This window comes from Microbacterium daqui, assembly GCF_050408675.1.
Lineage (GTDB): Bacteria > Actinomycetota > Actinomycetes > Actinomycetales > Microbacteriaceae > Microbacterium.
Map to the genome: position 1 here is coordinate 90,194 of NZ_JBNTKF010000002.1, position 18,058 is coordinate 108,251.

The 18,058-nt window shown below is 61.2% G+C and carries 9 protein-coding genes; 8 read left to right on the plus strand and 1 reads right to left on the minus strand.

The features are described 5' to 3' along the window. Position 1 precedes the first annotated feature (1 nt). From ACQUSY_RS01740 to ACQUSY_RS01750, 3 genes are read left to right on the plus strand one after another with little or no spacing between them, the layout of a single operon-like run. Positions 2-907, plus strand: a complete 906-nt coding sequence (locus ACQUSY_RS01740) for a nitroreductase family protein (RefSeq protein WP_428902803.1) — start codon at positions 2-4, stop codon at positions 905-907. Beyond that, positions 900-2,033, plus strand: a complete 1,134-nt coding sequence (locus ACQUSY_RS01745) for a polysaccharide pyruvyl transferase family protein (protein WP_428902804.1) — start codon at positions 900-902, stop codon at positions 2,031-2,033. Before ACQUSY_RS01740 ends, ACQUSY_RS01745 begins: the two co-directional genes overlap by 8 nt. Next, on the plus strand, positions 2,030-3,061 hold the full coding sequence (locus ACQUSY_RS01750) for a glycosyltransferase family 2 protein (RefSeq protein WP_428902805.1): 1,032 nt from the start codon (positions 2,030-2,032) through the stop codon (positions 3,059-3,061). The genes ACQUSY_RS01745 and ACQUSY_RS01750 overlap by 4 nt, the downstream gene beginning before the upstream one ends. A 96-nt stretch (positions 3,062-3,157) precedes the next feature. Here ACQUSY_RS01750 and ACQUSY_RS01755 read toward each other — a convergent pair whose 3' ends face one another. Further along, positions 3,158-3,925 carry a DUF4422 domain-containing protein gene (locus tag ACQUSY_RS01755; protein ID WP_428902806.1) on the minus strand — a complete coding sequence of 256 codons (768 nt, stop codon included), beginning with the start codon at positions 3,923-3,925 and terminating at the stop codon, positions 3,158-3,160. A 190-nt stretch (positions 3,926-4,115) separates the two neighbouring features. On the opposite strand from ACQUSY_RS01755, the gene ACQUSY_RS01760 reads away from it, so the two are divergent. The 5 genes from ACQUSY_RS01760 (at position 4,116) to ACQUSY_RS01780 (ending at position 18,005) form a co-directional block, all read left to right on the plus strand. Then, positions 4,116-5,537: a sugar transferase gene (locus ACQUSY_RS01760; protein ID WP_428902807.1), complete on the plus strand. Its 1,422-nt coding sequence runs from the start codon at positions 4,116-4,118 to the stop codon at positions 5,535-5,537. A gap of 207 nt (positions 5,538-5,744) precedes the next feature. Further along, entirely contained in the window at positions 5,745-7,685 is a 1,941-nt protein-coding gene (locus tag ACQUSY_RS01765) for a DUF4012 domain-containing protein (RefSeq protein ID WP_428902808.1), read from the plus strand. 117 nt (positions 7,686-7,802) lie between these two features. Further along, positions 7,803-8,018, plus strand: a complete 216-nt coding sequence (locus ACQUSY_RS01770) for a hypothetical protein (RefSeq protein WP_428902809.1) — start codon at positions 7,803-7,805, stop codon at positions 8,016-8,018. A 76-nt stretch (positions 8,019-8,094) separates the two neighbouring features. Further along, a complete protein-coding gene (locus ACQUSY_RS01775; RefSeq protein WP_428902810.1) occupies positions 8,095-8,448 on the plus strand; it encodes an LPXTG cell wall anchor domain-containing protein in 354 nt (117 codons plus the stop codon). Positions 8,449-8,855: 407 nt separating this feature from the next. Further along, positions 8,856-18,005, plus strand: a complete 9,150-nt coding sequence (locus ACQUSY_RS01780; RefSeq protein WP_428902811.1) for a prealbumin-like fold domain-containing protein — start codon at positions 8,856-8,858, stop codon at positions 18,003-18,005. Positions 18,006-18,058: the final 53 nt, after the last annotated feature.

Genomic DNA, 18,058 nt, shown 5'->3' on the forward strand with positions numbered 1-18,058 from the left:
CATGAGTTTCAGGGTTAAGCGCGCGCTACGCAGATTCAAGTTTTCTGGGGGATCGTTAGTCGAGTTTGCTCGCGATTGGCGCCGATACACGAAGTTCGCGTTTACGGGAGTCCGAGACGCTCAAGTAAACGAGAAGCACCTTGAGGCGCAACTTACGCTCGATTATCACCGAGTCGAGAAGGGTTTGACGTTCAAGGAACCCAAGCGCCCATTTGGGGCCTCCATGGCCGAGCATTTCGACCAGCTCGTTCCACTTGCGGCCGCGAAATCAGAACATGGTGACGCTTTCTGGTACAAGGCCGCAGTGAATGCGGACGAAGCGTTGCGACGATGGAATGACACAGGAGAGGTCGATGAGCGGGTCGCCCGCGCCCGGCGCCCCCGTGAACCGCTGAAGAATCCGGAACGTTTCTTTGAGAGCCGACAGTCAATCCGGAACTTTTCCGGGCGACCAGTCGAGGAGTCGATTCTGGATCGAGCGGTCGGGATCGCGGGCAACGCGCCATCAGTCTGCAATCGGCAGCCATGGCAGGTTCGATTCCTCACGGGTGCGCAGGTTGCAGAGGCACGCGTTTTCCAGAATGGCAACCGAGGTATAGACCCGATTCCCGTCTTGGCAGTTGTTACAGTTGACGCCCGCATGTTCAACGGCCGAGGTGAACGAAACCAAGGTTGGATCGAGGGTGGGATCTTCGGGGCCTCGTTGGTTTACGCATTCCACGCCTTGGGAGTCGACACATGCATGCTGAACATGTCGGTCACCAACGCGGTCGCGGATGGGCTGCGCAAGTCGATCGGGCTTGCGGATCATGACTTGGTTATCACGATGATCGCGGTGGGATACGCCGAAGAGGGCGCGTTGGCTCCTCGTTCTGCTCGACGTGGTGTGGGAGGCATCCGTGCCTGATAACAAATTTGCGGCCAAGGCCGCCGTAATTACGATGCATCGTGTTGGGAACTACGGGTCGGTCCTTCAAGCGGTTGCAACCAAGGAGTTGCTCGAGAGCTTGGGGCTCGACGTAGAGTTCATTGACTATTGGCGACCTGATCAGATTGACCCTGCGAAATGGGCGTCATCCCACTCGCGATTTGTCAGGGGGCCTATCACCAAAAGGATCCAGTCTTTGAGCTCGAGGGAGTACTTCTCGCGGTTTGCAGATGTCTTCCATGCGTTCGTCGAGGAGAATCTACCTCTCACCCAGCGATACACATCCCTCGACCAGTTGAGGAAAGAGCCGCCGAAGGCTGATATGTATATTGTTGGGTCGGATCAGGTCTGGAACACGGACTACAACATTGGGGGAACTGAGCCCTACCTCCTCCAATTCGGATCGCCCGATACCCCGCGTCTATCGCTATCGTCGTCAATCGGAAAACAAGATTTCTCCGATGCTGACGTTGATTTGTTCAAGTCCACCCTCCCCAAATTTGACTGGCGGTCGGTGCGCGAAGAGTCAGCTCACGCTGACCTGCACTCGATGGGCATTGAGAGCGAGGTGATCCCTGACCCCACGTTGCTATTGCCGGCCGAGACCTGGCGTTCGATCGGTAGCGCGAAGGGGAACTCGGGCGGTTTTGTTCTCCTTTATACGCTCAACCGAGGGACAAACATTCGAGCCAAGGCGCGGGCCGTCGCTCGTGATCTCGGATTGCCGCTTGTCACCCTCAATCCGAGGCCCCTCCCATGGGTTCGTCATCGTAACGAGTATCGCGTGCCCGAGGTGCCGAAGTTCCTTGAACTGCTCTCTACTGCATCCCACGTTGTAACGGATTCATTCCACGCGACGGCATTCTCATTGAACCTAGGAACGCCCGTGTCCGTTTCGATGCCGCCGAATTACGCAGGTCGCTTGACCAACATTCTGCGGGTTGCTGGAGCCGAAAGTCGGGAGATTGGTCATCCTGAGTACACCACACGCGTCCCCGCTGGCATGCTGGATGCAGCGCAACGAGTCTTCGTAGAGAGCCGTGAGGCGGCGGTCGCCAAACTTGCCGCTGCCATCAACTCGGCTTTAGGTAAGTCGGAAACATGACCGGCTCTGAACACCTCGATCGCAAGACTCCAGCAAGGAGTGGCGGATCCAACCACGCTGTTGTTTCTGTGATAGTCGCTTGCTTCAATATTGAACAGTACGTCGAATCTTGTCTGATCAGTCTTGCGAAGCAAACCTATCCACACCTCGAGGTGATCCTGGTCGACGATGGCTCGACGGACGGAACTGCCTCATTGCTCCGCGAATACGCGAGAGACCGTAGCGGTTGGCGTGTAATCACGAAACCGAACGGGGGGTTGTCCTCCGCTAGAAATGCGGGGATCGACGCGTCTAGCGGAGACTGGTTAGTTTTTGTTGACGGCGATGACATGTTGGTGCCGCATGCGATCAACCGACTGGTCGAAGTTGCAGGCACCGAGAGTGCAGAGCTGGTCTGCGGTAGTCACTTTATTCGTTCCGGCGGCAGGAATATCCCGGTCAACGCCGTCGACGGGGGTGTGCGCGAGCTGACCCAGCAAGAGGCGTTCTTTAGCGCTCTATACCACGGCGCGATAGATGTATCGGCATGGGGAAAACTCTATAGCCGACGGATCTTTAACTCGATTCGTTACCCAGAAGGCCGCATTTATGAGGACACTTACGTGTTCGGTGATGTGCTCGCTCAGGTCGATAAAGTGACTTACGTGGGCGAGCCCTTGTACCTCTACGTAATGAGGGAAGGGTCGATCGTCAACGCTGGTTGGGCGGGCAAGCAGATCCAGTTCATCGAAGCGGCGGACAGATTTGCGGCGCAGGCAGAGTCGAGTTATCCGAACCTTGTTCGCGCTGCGAACCGTCGCCGCGTACATGCGAGGTTAAGCGTGCTCCGATACATGGAGAAAGTGACGGGCAAGGACCGATTGCTTCGTGACGAGATTGTCGGTTTCGTTCGTTCCGCTGGCCCCTCGACGCTAGAGGATCCGCAAGCGCCGAGGCGAGACAAAGTTGGAATTAGGCTCGTACGACTCTCGCCGCGGCTCTTTTTCCTGTTCTGGAAATTGTACGCCTTCGTCCGATCTGACAGATGAGTCGGCAAGCATGCCTCGGCCCTATGCAGCACCTTAGGTCGAGGGATGTTCTTGCGCCACGCGCACCGGGGACGTTGGATGGCGACGGCCCGGCCGCTATTGCTGGCGACGCCCGGTAATTTTGCGTTGCATTAGTTTGATCGCTTTCTCGATCTTGGGTTCCCCTTCGGTATTCACGATCTTGCGGTGAGTCGTGCGTAGTTCGGGATGAGCCTGCACCCAGACATTGAGCAGTCGTTCGCCGAGATAGCCCATGGTGCGCTGTTGGTAGCTCGTTCGATCCGACTCATCGATGTGTGTTTCGACCTCGGAGAGCAGGGGGAAGAGCCACGAACAATACGCTTCAAAGGCCTCAGCGCGCATGAGAAACATGTTGTAAAGCGAGAGCTTGCGCCCCTGAAAAACGGTGTCGTATGCCGACAGATACTCAGGTGAACGTCGCTCGATGGCCGCTCGCAATACGTCGAGGTCTTCGCCATGGTGCCCGTTGCGGTAGTGCGAATCGATGGTCTCGATCACATAGTTTCGTGGCTTGCCCAGAACAACGTCGAAATCGAGCAGGAGCGTGTTGGCCTCGTCGGCCGAGAGAATCTTCGAACCGTTTGGGCCAGGCATCGTTCCTGCGAAGTAGCGTCGGTAATGGCTCAGGCCGTACGCCGTCGCATCGATGTTCTTCCAAGCCCAGTACACCGCGGTGAGCTCACAGTACGACCGGTTCTTCGCTGAGATGTTGTCGCCCGAGTCGTCGGGCCGGAAGCCGAAGTCGGCTGGGTTGAGGGCGTGGCCGACATGGACCGGCACGTAAAGACTCGACGACGGAACAGGAGCCTGTTTGTGGCTTGCAATAAGCATCGTCGACGTCACGGTGCACCCTTCAACAACGTGCCCTCATCTCGGGGCATCGTCACTATCGTAATCCTGTCCCTCGTCCCGTCTGGCGATGTGTTGCGTGCGCGCGACCACGGAGAGGGGGAAAAGAAGAGTAGTCTCGGTATGTCTGTGTGATTTGCGCGATGACGCGGTCACGACTCCGTATGAAGAAGAGGGAGACTTCATGGAGAAATGGCCGCGGAGGTATGCCGCACGGTTGTTCTTCACCGATCTGTTTGTGATCGCTGCGACCATGGCGGGTTTCTGGCTGTTTCTGCGAACCGTCACGCCCGGCCTGACCGATGTTGTCTGGCCGGGAGACTTTCGAATTCCTTATGTATGGGCGCTGACCGCAGTGGGCCTCTTGTGGCTCATCGCGTTGGCCGCCACCGACAGTCGTGACGAGCTCGTGGTGGGCTCTGGCGTTGCGGAGTATGACCGCGTCTTTCGCGCCACGATGTCGGCCTTTGTCATTGTGCTGATCGTGGCGTTCTTCTTTCGTGTTGATCTGGCGCGATCGCTCTTTGTGATTGCCTTCCCGGCCGGACTGCTGCTGCTACTCGGCTCTCGGTGGCTCTGGAGGCAGTGGTTGCGCCGCCAACAGCGCAAGGGCGCGTACGTTCACCGGGCGTTTGTCATCGGTGAAAAACGCAAGATTCAGCACATCATCGGTACTCTCCAGTCGACGCGCGGTACCGGTATCGAAGTGATCGGGGCCGTAACCGAACCCGCGGGCGGGCAGGTCGCGGGAATCGATGTGTATGGGCCCTACCGCTCACTCGAAGCTGGGGTTGACGAACACCGTGCCGATACCGTCATCTTCGCGGGTGCCGACGACATCTCTCCGAAGGTGATGCGTCGCATCGGCTGGAACATGTCGGATCGTGATGTGAACTGGATCGTGGCGCCCGCGACGACCGACATTGCCGGCCCACGCATCCACTCGCGACCGGTTGCCGGTCTGCCGCTCGTCCACGTGTCCTTCCCCCGACTCGACGGATCGCGGCGCTTTCTTAAGCGCACTTTCGACATCGTTGGTTCCGGTTTGCTGATACTCCTTCTCACGCCCATCTGGCTCATCACGGCGCTCGCCGTGAAATTCTCAAGCCCCGGGCCGATTCTGTACGCGCAAGAGCGCGTTGGCCGCAACGGCAAGCCGTTTCCGATGTTGAAGTTTCGTTCGATGGTGACGAACGCTGACGAACAACTTCAGGCGCTGCTCGCGGAGCAAGGAAAGAGCGATCAACCACTTTTCAAGCTGGAGAACGACCCCCGAATTACCAAGGTTGGTCGTGTGCTGCGCAAGTTCTCGATTGACGAGTTACCGCAGCTCTTCAACGTGCTGCGCGGCGAAATGAGCCTCGTGGGGCCGCGCCCGCAGCGCGAGGCAGAGGTGGCGATGTATGACGATTACGCCCACCGGCGCTTGATCGTAAAACCAGGCATGAGCGGGCTGTGGCAGGTCAGCGGGCGCTCGTCGCTCTCATGGGAAGATGCCCTACGTTTGGACCTCTACTACATTGAGAACTGGTCTTTCATGCAGGATGTAATCATCCTCTTCCGCACCCTGAAGGCGGTCGTCGCACCCGGAGACGACGCGCACTAGGGGCTGTTCTGTTGAGTCGCGCCGTGACGACTCGCATCATTAGGAGACATCATCGGTGAGCCCACGCCCCCTCTGAGCAGGCGCGAAGCGCGTCTTGCGCGCGAACGCGCCGAGCGAGACGCGCTGTCGAAGACCCCTGCCGCGGAGACGCCAACCGAGCAAATCAACCAGCTGTTTGGTGCAGAGCCCGCTCAGCCTGAGCCGCCCATGTCAACGCAAGACCAGTTGCGTGCAGCGTACGATGCGATGCTGCAACGTGACGGCCAGCCGCTACCCGAGATTGACGAGGTTGACGCTTTGACGAAGCCCCTCACGATGACGTCGCCGTCAAGCAAAGCCAAGGCGAAGCCTAAGAAGCGCCACCGGTGGATGTGGTGGGTATTTCCCATCGTCGGCATCCTGCTGCTCGCGGGCATCGCTGCCGGCATCTTGTTCATGCAGGCGATGCAGGTGCGCGACGACCTCACGGAGATGAAGTCTGAGCTCAAGGTTGTCGTTGACCAGGTAAAGAATGGCGACACTGAGGGGGTTGCTACGACGGCCGCCAACATTCAGTCGCTCTCTGCCAGCGCCAACGAGACGGTCAATAATCCGCTGTGGGGTGCAGCCGCCGCGGTTCCGTTTGTCGGCGCGAATATTGAAGCCGTCGCTGAGACGACCAAGGCCACCGACATCATTGTGCGTGAAGCGTTGCCGTCGGTTCTTGAACTATTGAAGACCTTCGACCTGTCGGGGCTCTCCGTCGACGGCGGTATCGACCTGCAGCCGTTCCGCGAGGTTGTGCCGCTGTTGCCCGCGCTGAACGAGACGTTCGTCAAGGCGCAGAGCCACCTCGACAAGATCGACCGCGACGCGATTTTGCCGTTCGTTGAAGAGAACATCGGCCAGGTTATTGACATGGTCGCCGAGGCGACGCCGCTCATCGAGGTGGGCAACAAGTACCTGCCGACGATTCTGCCGATGCTCGGTGATGGTGGTACGCGCAACTACGCGGTGATGTTTCAAAACAACGCCGAGATTCGCTCGACCGGCGGCAACCCCGGCAACGCAGCGATTCTGTCGATCACCGACGGCAAAGTGACAATGCGTGAGGACTGGGCCGTCGTGTCGTTTGCTTCGTTGGGCTACGGGGGCACGGGGCTTCCGGGCATCGAACCCGCAGAAAAGTCCGCCCTGTTCGAATGGGATACGACGCAGTACGTGCAGAACTACACGCGCTTTCCCGAGTTCGCCGACACATCGAGCTACGTGCAACAGCTGTGGACCAAGGCAACGGGGGAGAACCTCGATGGCGTCATTTCGCTCGACCCGGTAATGCTGTCGTACATGCTCGCCGTCGCGGGGCCGGTGGATGTGCCCGGCTACGACACTCAGGTGACAGGCGAGAATGCGGTACAGCTTCTGATGAGTGATGCCTACGAGAACTTCCCGGATGGGTTGGAATCTCAGGCTTTCTTCGACGCCGCAGCTGGCGCAATCTTCGCGAAGGTTATGTCGGGTGACTGGGATCCGATGGCCATGTTTGATGCACTCGGACGCGGAACTGCTGAGCAGCGCGTGTATATGTCGTTCGTCAACCCGAACGAGCAGGCTATGGCCGCCGAGTTCGGCACCGACGGCCGCATCTATACCGACACCGCGACGACCGCGCAGGTGGGTATTTACCTGAACGACGCCTCGTACTCGAAGCTTGAGTATTACCTCTCGACGTCGATGGATGTCGCGTGTGACCCGAACGCTCGCACCGTGACGACGTCGGTGACTATGACGAACAATATTCCGCACGGCGACTTCTCGAACTACACTCTCGGCGCGCGCAACGGAAACTTCGGGCTGCCGCGCACGACGATGATGCTCGACGTGCTATCGTTCGCGCTGCCCGGTGGTGAACTGGTCGCAACCAGCCCCGAGTTCAGCGACTACGGTGACATGGACCGCTCGGGCAACTACAACGGCCTCGACGCGCGCAACATCTTCGCGACGGTGCCGATGGGGGAGAGTCGCACGATGTCGTTCACGTCGAGTGTTCCGGACGGCGTCAATGTGCCGCTGTCGGTGCGATACAGCCCGACCACGACACAGACCCCGGTGACCATTCAAGAGTCGTGCGTTGCGATGTTCCCCGGCACCGAGGTTCCGGCGCCTTAGTTCTTTGGTATTGCCCGATTTCGGGTTTTGGGTTTTGTGTTTACCTGACCGGGGTAATGCGGCAGAATGCTGGAAGACGCCCGACTTGCCGTGGCGCAGCATCATGAAGGGGATCCCATGGGACTCGACGACATCGTCAACAAGGGCAAAGATCTTTTCGAGCAGAACAAGGAAAAGGTCAGCGACGCACTGAACAGCGAGCAGGCTGAGAGCATCAGCGACAAGGTGCTGGACGGCGCCTCCGGCCTCGCCAAGAAGGTTCTGCCCGACTCGGCAGACGAAAAGATCGATGAGGTTCGCGAGAACATCGATAAGAGCATCGGCAACGAATAATCGTTGTTACGACGTGCGCCCTCCGGATGATCCGGAGGGCGCATTGCTTTGTCTGGGGGTTAACGATCAGGCGCATATGGCTTGGCTGAACGCGGGGTCGCCGATGCGTAAGCACCGCACGAAAATTGCGGCAATCACCATCACCAACAACAGCATCCGGCCTGCAACCGACGTGCCGGTCATCGACACCAGCATTCACGAATGCCTCATGATCACCGCGCTGGATGTGACGGCAGGCTACGGCTTCATGTGGGATTCTGGCCACGACAGTGGCGACGCCATCATCACCATTGGCGCCGCCAACAAGCAGCCGCTCCCGGCGACGGGCTCCCCGGTTAGCCCGGTCTGGATGATCGCTGGCCTGCTCGCCCTCGGCGTCGGTGCCGCGATCATGATCGGTCGCCGCCGTGAGGATCGTGTGCGGCTGTAGGACTCACATCTGATAGGGGAGTGAGCGGTGCGTCCTCGGTACCGCTCACTCCGTCTTGCGCGCCGGAAAGGCCTGTTCAGAGCCGGGAGCGAGTGGCGACACAGGCTTGGGGTTCCGTTAGAGAGACTTTTCCGTTCGCTGTGAGCACCCATTTTCGTACGGAGGCGTGAGCGGAAAAATACGCAGAGGCGGCACTTCGACTCCTAGGGTTTTCCCCTTCGCGTTCGGGGATTTCTTCTGTGAGAACCTCCTCATCTGCGCTCTCATGCGGAGATCAGCGGCAACCTCTTGTCGCCCCAAATACGCGCCCGTACGTTCTGGGTGTCGCTGGGGATTCCTGTGCTTGTGCCTCACGACCGCTAGCGAGACCTCCCCCGCTGGCGAGCAGCAAGCGAAGGAACCTTCTCATGTCGAATTCTCGATCTCGATGGTCTGCTAAGCGCTCCCGTCGGGCAACTCACATCCCCCTGGAACAACCCGGCGTGCTCGACGTGCATCGTCGCTGGTATGGCGCCATCGTCTCGATGTTGCTTGCTGGAGGGCTGGTTGTTGGTGGGTTGACCCCCGCGGCTGCAGAAGAAGCCGCACCGCCGCCGACCACCGCGCCGGTCGCTGAAGAATCGGCGACCCCCGCTCCTTCGCCGACGGAGGCGACGGAACCGCCCGCTCCGGCCCCAACCGAGCCCGTGGTTCCGTCAGCTCCGCCTGCTGCGCCAGAACCGGAACCCACCGAGACCACCCCGCCGCCGGCACCCGAACCGACGACAACGACCGCGCCGCCCGCACAGCCGGCGCCCGCCCCTTCGGCAACGACTGCTCCGCCCGCACCGGCGCCAACCGAGCCCGCGCCGGCACCGACCGACAACGCGAAGCCAGCACCAACGCCGAGCCTTGACGCTAAGGTCGCAGACCCGGGCGTTTCGTTGCGGGCGCTGCTGCCAGAATGTACGAACTCGACGTGTGGTGAGCTGCGCGTCGACGTCTCCGTTTCTGGCGGCACCGCAACGGCCAGCATGTGGGAAATTCGTGCGACCAATACGGCTACCACCGACTACTACGTTCTGACCAACAACGTCTGGATGGACGTTATTCGAGCCAACCCCTCGTCGTACCAAATCTCGTGGATCGGAACCAACCCGGCAACGGCCGGATACACGAGTTCGCTGACCTGCTCTGAGTCAGGCCAGTGGTGGCAATCCACGCGCGTGCGTTTCGATGAGGCGACGTCGACCGTGACGTTCTACGGCACGGACGACAACCGCAACTCCTCAGATTGTGACCTTGTTCTGACCGCCCCCGTGGTGCCCGTCTCCACCACGATCACCACCTACGTTGCGGGCGACCGTGACGGCCTCAACGGCTTGACCGGCCTGCCAGGGGCAACGCTCGAACTGTGGACGGGAACGAGCTCGGGCCCGACCGCGGTGATCAACCAGCCGTGGGCCACGTGTGTCTCTGCCGGCGCCGACGGCAAGTGCGTCTTTACTGTGCCGGAAGCCAACACAACTTACGCCGGACAGCAGTTCTGGATCGTGCAGAAGACCGCGCCGACCGGCTGGCGCATCAACACCAACATCGCAACCGGAAGCAGCGGCGGATCAGTCACCGCCTACACGGTGCGCACGGCCGCGCTGTCGACCTTGCCGCAAGATTCGCGCGTTGACTTCATGGTGGGAACCGGTGACTCAAACGATCGAGCATCGGGCGGAACCTTTGTGATGTCGCGCAACAACATCACTCGCAACCCCGCGTGTGGAGTCGAGGTCGCTCTGCTCTTTGACCTGTCAGGTTCGCTCAGCGGTCAGCTGTCACAGATCGAGACCGCCGGTAAGGCGATGGTGACGGCACTCGAGGGAACCAACTCCACCGTCGGTGTTTACACCTTCGCGAACTCGGCACCGGCAACCGCGGGCGGCAACCTAGCCGAAACGGCAGTTTCCACGACGGCTGGAGCCGACACGGTTCGCAACCACATCGACACGTTCACGACGCCCAATGGTGCCACCAACTGGGACCGGGGCCTCAGTCAGATTCCCGGCGGCGAGTACGACGTGGTTCTGGTCATCACCGACGGAAACCCGACACGCTACGGCAACGGTGAGGGACCCGGAAACTACACGCGATTCCGCGAAGTTGAGAACGGCGTTCTGTCGGCCAACCTGCTGAAGAACGCGGGCACCCGCATTGTCGCGGTCGGTGTCGGCGACGGCATCGACGGCCCATCCAACAACCTCGCGGCCATCTCCGGACCGACGGTCAACAGCGACTACTTCCAGGCTCCGACCTTCGACGCGGCCGCGCAGGCCGTTCGTGACGCCGCTCTGGGTGACTGCCTCGGCTCGCTCACCGTCGTCAAGCAGGTGGTTCCGCAAGGCAACACCGGCGACGACGTGACCGGCGCAACTGTCGCCGGTGGCTGGACGTTCAATGCGGCCTCGCAAACCGCGGGCCTCGCTATCGGCAACGGCGGCACCGGCGTCACCGCCGGTGGTACGGGTGCTGTCAACTTCCCGCTGACGTACACGGGTGGTCTGAGCACCGGAACCGTGCGGGTCAACGAGGTGCTGCAAGGCGGCTATGGCATTGTGACGCAGGCCGGCAAGAACGCGGTGTGTACCGCAACGTTCTTGAACGGCAGTACCAGTCCGGTCGCCGTCACCAACCAGACAGTCGGTTCGAACCCGGGCTTTGACGTTGCGATTCCCAACAACGCCTCCGTCTCGTGTGTGGTCTACAACAAGCCGTCGCTCGTGCAGACCAGCATCACGGTTGACAAGGTCTGGGTCGTCAACGGTGTGGAATACACCAACCTCACCAACCCGCTCGCCGCCGAAGGCGTGAACGCTTCGCTGCAACTCGCCGGCACTAACCAGCCATGGAACACGCCCCGCGGCAACATCACGGAGGGCACGAGCGTTGCGATCAGCGAAACCGTTTCGCCGATGCCGACCGGCCTGGCGCAGTGTTCGTACGGTGCGGTCTCGATCGTTGATGCCGACGGCGACGTGGTCTCCAACACGGCGACCTACAACGCCGTACTGGCGGCTAACCCCGACGAGAACAAGTACATGATCAAGAACACGGTGACGTGTGGTTCGCAGCTCACGCTGATCAAGAGCGTCGCCAACGGAACCGAGCCGGCGACGAGCTGGCAATTGACGGCGTTCGCGCCGATGGGTGCGCTTGCCGGCCCCTCGGGGCCGACAACGGTCACCGGAGCTGTTACTCCCGACACGCGATATGAGCTGGGTGAAACCGGCCCGGCGGTTTACCGCCAGGTGATCGACCCCAACGCCACGATCACTCCGCCGTCGACCGGAACCTGGGCGTGTGTGCAACTGAACAGCAGCGGCGCGGTCGTTCCGGGCTTTGCCGATGGTCTGAACGGTGGTGTCCGGGTTCCGCTCGGCTACCACGTGCGATGCACCGCCGTGAATGAAACGTCGTGGTTGGTGCTGCAGAAACAGGTCATCAACAACAACGGCGGATCCGCGCAGGTCGACGACTTCTCGCTGACGGCAACGCCGGCGCCGATGACCGGCCTGGCAAACCCCGCCCCCGTGGTTGGAGCATCGACGACGTCGCCGGCTAATACGATCAACGTTCGCCCCGAACACGTCTACACGTTGACGGAGACCGGCCCCTCGGGCTACCAGATGACGAAGCTGCAGCAGTTCGTCGGCGGAAGCTGGGTGGATGTCACCGAGAACGCGGACCCGGCCGGGTACCCGCGCATGGACGATGACGGCAACTGGATGGTCACCGTCGACCCGCGGGCAACCGACACCTACCGTTTCGTCAACGACGACCAGGCTCCCACGATTACGCTGCTGAAGGAGATCAACAACGCCTACGGCAGTGCGGGCAACATCAACGCGTGGACGTTGAGCGCCACCTCGGACGACGACGGCGGAATCACCGGCACCAGCGGCATCGCATCGACTGTGACGGCCGGCGTCGGGTACGAGTTGGAGGAAACCGGCGGCCCCGCAGGATGGACTCAAACAGGCCTGAGCTGCACCAGCGGACTCGACGGCACCATCGTCACCGCCCAGGTGGGTGAAAACGTGATCTGTACCTTCGTGAACACCGCTCAGCCGGCCAAGTTGACCCTCGTCAAGTCGGTTGACAACACCAATGTGACGACCGGCGGTGCGACACCGGAGCAGTGGGATCAGAAACTCATTGCCAACAACGGTGCCGACGTGCTGTTCAATCACAACGAGCAGAAGAACGTCAACGCAGGCACCTACACGCTCAACGAAATTGCCGATGTTGTCGACGGCTACGACTGGACCGACCTGACGTGCTCTGGCAACGCCAGCGCTGATGACGTCGATCTGGCCAACCCGTCGCTGACACTGGAGAACGGTGACGCGGTGACCTGTACGTTCGAGAACACCGCTCAGGCACCTCTGATCACCCTCGAGAAGATCGTTCAGAACACAAACGGCGGCACGGCGGTGGCCGGCGACTGGACGCTGTCGGCACTGACCGACGGTGATCGCGATGTCGTCGGAACAACCGGAGTCTCTGATGTTGCTCAAGCAGGACAGGAGTACACGCTGGAAGAAGAGGGCCCCGATGGGTACACCCTCGCGAGCCTCGTGTGCACCGGGCTGCCAAACGTCTCGGCCGCGGCCCCCACGTTCAGCCTGACTCCGGGCCAGAGCACCACCTGTACCTTCACCAACACGTCAGTACCGGGTGGACTCAAGCTGACCAAGACGGTGAACAACGCCAACGGCGGCAGCGCTGTCGCGAGCGACTGGAACCAGCTGCTGACCGCGCAGCCGGCCGATGGCCCGGTTATTCCGTTCAACAGTGGCCAGACCATCCCCGTCAGTAGCGGCGTCTACACGATCAACGAGCTGGCGGGCCCCGCTGGCTACACACTGACAGGCATCACATGTGGTGGTGTCGCGCTTGACCTCGGCGAGCCGTGGACGGTCACGGTGCCCAACGGCCAAACGGTCGAGTGCATCTTCACGAACGCTTCGATTGCGCCGACGGTGACCCTGGTGAAGGCACTCAACGAAGACCCGTTCGGGGGTCCGGCTGAAATCACCGACTGGACGCTGGCTGCAACGGCCGGGGCAACTGACCCGTCGCTGAGCGGCCGCACCGGCGTCTCGGGCAGCCTGAAGGCCGGCGTTGCCTACACGCTCGCCGAGCTCGCCGATGCCGGAATCACCGGTTACGAGCTGGAGTCCCTGGCTTGCACCAACGGCGTCCAGGTGACGGCAGACGACACCATCACCCTGACTCCCGGTCAGAGCACGGTGTGTACCTTCACCAACAAATCACTGCCGGGTGAGCTGACTATCACGAAGATCGTCGACACCGTCAACGGTGGAGACGCAGAACCCGCCGACTGGAACCAGCTCTTGCACGCAACCGTTGGTTCCGACGATCCGATCCTGTTCGACAGCGGCGAAACCATCGACGTTGCGGCGGGAACGTATGTGATCGGTGAGGGTCCGGTGGCTGACGACTCACCGCTCGCAGGATACGAATTGACGGGCATCGTGTGTGACGGCGTCGAGCTGGATCTCACGAACCCGGCCGTCGCCGTGGCTAACGGCGAATCGGTCGAGTGTGAGGTGACGAACCGAGCGATCGCCCCGGTGATCACTCTGGTGAAGTCCGTTGACACGTCGGAATGGGGCGGCTCTGCCGACCCGGCCACCTGGTTGCTCTCGGCCACGGCCGGTGCCGATAACCCGTCGGTCACCGGACGCACCGGAACGGCAGCGGCAACCGGACCGATTAAGGCGGGAGTGATGTACACGCTCGCCGAGACGGAAGGCACCACGGGCTTCACGCTCGCGAGCCTGACCTGCACCGACGGGGTCACCGTCGGTGCAGGCAACACGATCACGATGCAGCCAGGACAGACGACGACGTGTACGTTCGTCAACGAATCCACGGCCGGTGGGCTCAAGCTCAACAAGGCGCTTGACCTCACCAACGGTGGAGACGCCCTGCTGACCGACTGGAACCAGAAGCTGGTTGCACAACGGGGTGACGCTGAGCCGGTTCTGTTCGATCACGCTCAGACGATCGATTTGCCTGCGGGCGAATACACGCTGAGCGAGATCGAAGACGTGACGGGCTACGAGCTGACCTCTCTGAGCTGCATCGGCCAAGGAACGTCGCTCGCTGACCCGACGGTGGAGGTTTCCAACGGTGCGATCGCCGAGTGCACGTTCACGAACGCGTCGATCGCACCAGAAATCACGCTGGTGAAGGTCACGGAGTCGCCGTTTGGTGACCCCGCCGATGAAACGCTGTGGACCCTGTCGGCCACCACCGCCGGTGGGCCCAACGTGACCGGAACAACCCCGGCCTCGGGCCCCGCGAAGGCGCTGACCGAGTACGTGCTGGCGGAGGATGCCCCCGTTGACGGCTACAAGCTGACGAGCCTCGCCTGCACCGGCCACGACGAGGTCACGGTCGACAACCCGCGGCTGACGCTCACGGAAGGTGAAACGACAACGTGTACGTTCACCAACACCGAGCAGCCCGGATCGCTCACACTGCACAAGATCGTGGACAACACGAACGGCGGCAGCGCGATTCCCAAGAGCTGGGACAACCTGCTTGAGGCAACACTCGATGGCGAGACCACGACGTTCGAGCACGCCATCGGGCAAGAGGTCGACCCGGGCGCCTACACGCTCAGTGAGGCAGAAGGCCCCGCAGGCTACGCCTGGACTGACCTGAGCTGTGCTGAAGTACAGCGCCCCGACGATGACCCCGTCGACAGCGAAACATCGCTCGACAACCCCGTCGTCACCGTCGGCGCCGGCGAGAGCTGGGAGTGCTGGTTCACCAACACCTCGCAGAAGCCGAAGCTGACGTTGGAGAAGGAGGTTGTGAACACCGGTGGTGGTCTTGCTGGTGCTGATGATTGGACGTTGACGGCTGCGGCTGAGGAGACGCTCATTAGTGGAACGGGCACGCTGATCTCTGACACCGTCGCCGCCATCTCGGGTGACGCGGTTGCTGAAGAGGCGATCACTCTCGGTGAGATGGGTCCGAGTGGGTACACCGCCGGTGACTGGGCCTGCCGCGACACCGCATCGGGTGATGTGGTTGATCTGGTCGAGGGCTTGTTGTGGCTGGAGATCGGTGAGGATGTTACGTGTCGGATTGTGAATACGGCGATTCCGGCGACGGGCATGGTTGATAAGCAGGTCACGTCGTCGATGCAGAACGCGGATGGTTCGTGGACTGTGGAGTATGAGATCACGGTGACGAACCAGTCGGAGTTCTCGGGTTATGAGTACAGCTTGTCTGACACGTTGCAGTTTGGCGCTGGTATCGAGGTTGTGGATGCTGTGTGGTCGGGTAACGGAATGACGGATCAGCCATTTGCTGATGACGGAACCGCGGTGTTGGCGACGGATGCGGTGATTGATCCGCCGTTTGGTACTGAGGTGTACACGGTGACGGTGACCGCTGAGGTGTCGGCTGGCGCGTACGAGGAGGGAACGAACTGGTGTGATCCGGAAGGATCTGAGGCCGGCGGGTTCTTGAACACGGCGTTGCTGACGGATGACAACGATGGTGGTGAGTCTCGGGCGTGTGCCGAGCCGTTTACTCCGGAGGTTGATAAGAGCACCGACAGTGTCGTTGACAACGGTGATGGAACGTACACGCTCACCTATCTGCTGACGGTGTCGGCACCGCTCGCTCCGGCGGGTGAGACCGTGTTCTACGACCTGACGGATGAGCTGACGTTGCCGGACGGTGTTGAGATGGTCGGTGACGCTGTCGCGGCGGGCGTGGGCGCAACCCCGGCCCCCACAAACGCCACTTTCGATGGTGACGGTGTGTGGACGATCGTTGCGGGCGGCAGTGTTGGTTCCGATGCTCACGTGTATCAGGTGACGGTCACGCTGGAAGCGACCGCTACCGCGGTTGGTCGTGAGCCGGTGTGTGAGTGGGAGGGTGATGGCATCACGGTGGGTAACACCGGAACCATCATCAGTGGTGAGTACGAGCAGTCGGATGAGGTGTGTGACGTCGTGCATTACGACGATGTCTCGATCGATAAGACCGCGGGTCTGGCAGACGACCAAACCTCGGTCGAACCCGGAGACACGTTCGACTACATCCTCACCATCACCAACAACGGCACCCGGGCGTCTGAAGATGTTCTTGTCACAGACACGAGCATCAACGACCGCCTCGCCATCACGGGCATCTCCGTCACCGAGGGTTACACCTGGGCGCCGGTAGCTGGATACGAAGACAACGATGTGGCACTGACCATCGACTCCATCGGAGCCGGAGAAACGGTCATCGTCACCATCACCGTCGAGTTCACGCTGCCCGAGGTGACCGACGTCGGTGTCGGCGATCCGATCACGGAGATGCCGGTTCCGCTGGAAGAGCTCGTGAACGAGGCCTGCGTCGCCGCAGAACGCGACCAGAACCCCGAGAACGACTGTGACACGATCACCATTCCGACTCGAGACATTGCCGCCGTTGTCACGGCCGTGTGTGTCGGTGACGCCCCGTTCTTGAACTGGACGATCACCAAGTCGGAGACGCTGCGCGATCAAGACATCACCTTCTTGTGGACGCCCAACATGGCCGGTGACCACGTGCCGCCGAACGTGATGATCACCGAGCCCGGTGGTGAACTCACCTGGAGTAGCCAGATCGCATGGCCGGGATCGGCATTCACCCCATCGGGCGTGAGCATCGACTACCCGGGCTGGCGAGTACTGCAGGCCAGCGACTATGCACCCGGTGGTGGATACTTCATCCCCGGAACGGCGACAGTGATGACACCCGAAGAAGAAGCCACGTGGGTCTTCAACGGTCTCATCCTCGACCCGAGCGAGCTGGACTACGCATGGCGTCTCGAGACGACGGTGACCTTCTCGGTCAACCCGGAGCTCAGCTTCAGCGCGACCTACCCCGAGGCTCTTCCGGAATGTGCTGTGGCTCGCCACTCTGAGGTTCAGGTTGAGAAGACGGCGTCGGTCACGAAGGCGATGCCGGGTGACACCATCTCCTACACGATTGCCACGGAGAACGTCAGCGACGACTCGGCAGCCGAAGGCGTGATCATCACTGACGAGATTCCGAGCACCCTGAAGGTGACTGACATCTCGTGGCCCGGTGAGGGCGACGCGAGCGTCTTCCCGAACTGGGAATCGTGTGACATCACCGGATCGAACGCGCAGGGTTACGGTGGCACGGTCACGTGCACGTTGTTCGGCCCGTTGCAGCCGGTCGGAGTCGGCACCTCCGCCGCTCCGACGCTGACGATCACGGCGACGGTGTCGGCTTCGGCGCCCGCAGGCGAGATTACCAACGTTGCGATTGTGGACTACCACACGTTCGGTGACCCCGACGATAAGGGTCGTGACGCCGATGACGCCGTGGTGACGATCGGCGCGGCCAACAAGCCACCGCTGCCGGCCACCGGTGCCCCGGTTGCCGCGACGTGGGCCATCATCGGACTCCTCGGAGTGATCGGAGGATCGCTGTTGCTGATCAGCCGGCGTCGACGCGGGGAGGTGCGCGCGCAGCTGTGACGCACATGGGAGAGCGAGCGCTGCTCGCTCTCCCGTCAGACGCCCGCTGACCT

What these genes read in the sequence shown, in the direction of transcription:
- ACQUSY_RS01765 (WP_428902808.1), top strand. Translation starts at nt 5,745, where the DNA reads ATGTCAACGCAAGACCAGTTGCGTGCAGCGTACGATGCGATGCTGCAA.
- ACQUSY_RS01775 (WP_428902810.1), top strand. Translation starts at nt 8,095, where the DNA reads ATGGCTTGGCTGAACGCGGGGTCGCCGATGCGTAAGCACCGCACGAAA.
- ACQUSY_RS01740 (WP_428902803.1), top strand. Translation starts at nt 2, where the DNA reads ATGAGTTTCAGGGTTAAGCGCGCGCTACGCAGATTCAAGTTTTCTGGG.
- ACQUSY_RS01750 (WP_428902805.1), top strand. Translation starts at nt 2,030, where the DNA reads ATGACCGGCTCTGAACACCTCGATCGCAAGACTCCAGCAAGGAGTGGC.
- ACQUSY_RS01780 (WP_428902811.1), top strand. Translation starts at nt 8,856, where the DNA reads ATGTCGAATTCTCGATCTCGATGGTCTGCTAAGCGCTCCCGTCGGGCA.
- ACQUSY_RS01770 (WP_428902809.1), top strand. Translation starts at nt 7,803, where the DNA reads ATGGGACTCGACGACATCGTCAACAAGGGCAAAGATCTTTTCGAGCAG.
- ACQUSY_RS01760 (WP_428902807.1), top strand. Translation starts at nt 4,116, where the DNA reads ATGGAGAAATGGCCGCGGAGGTATGCCGCACGGTTGTTCTTCACCGAT.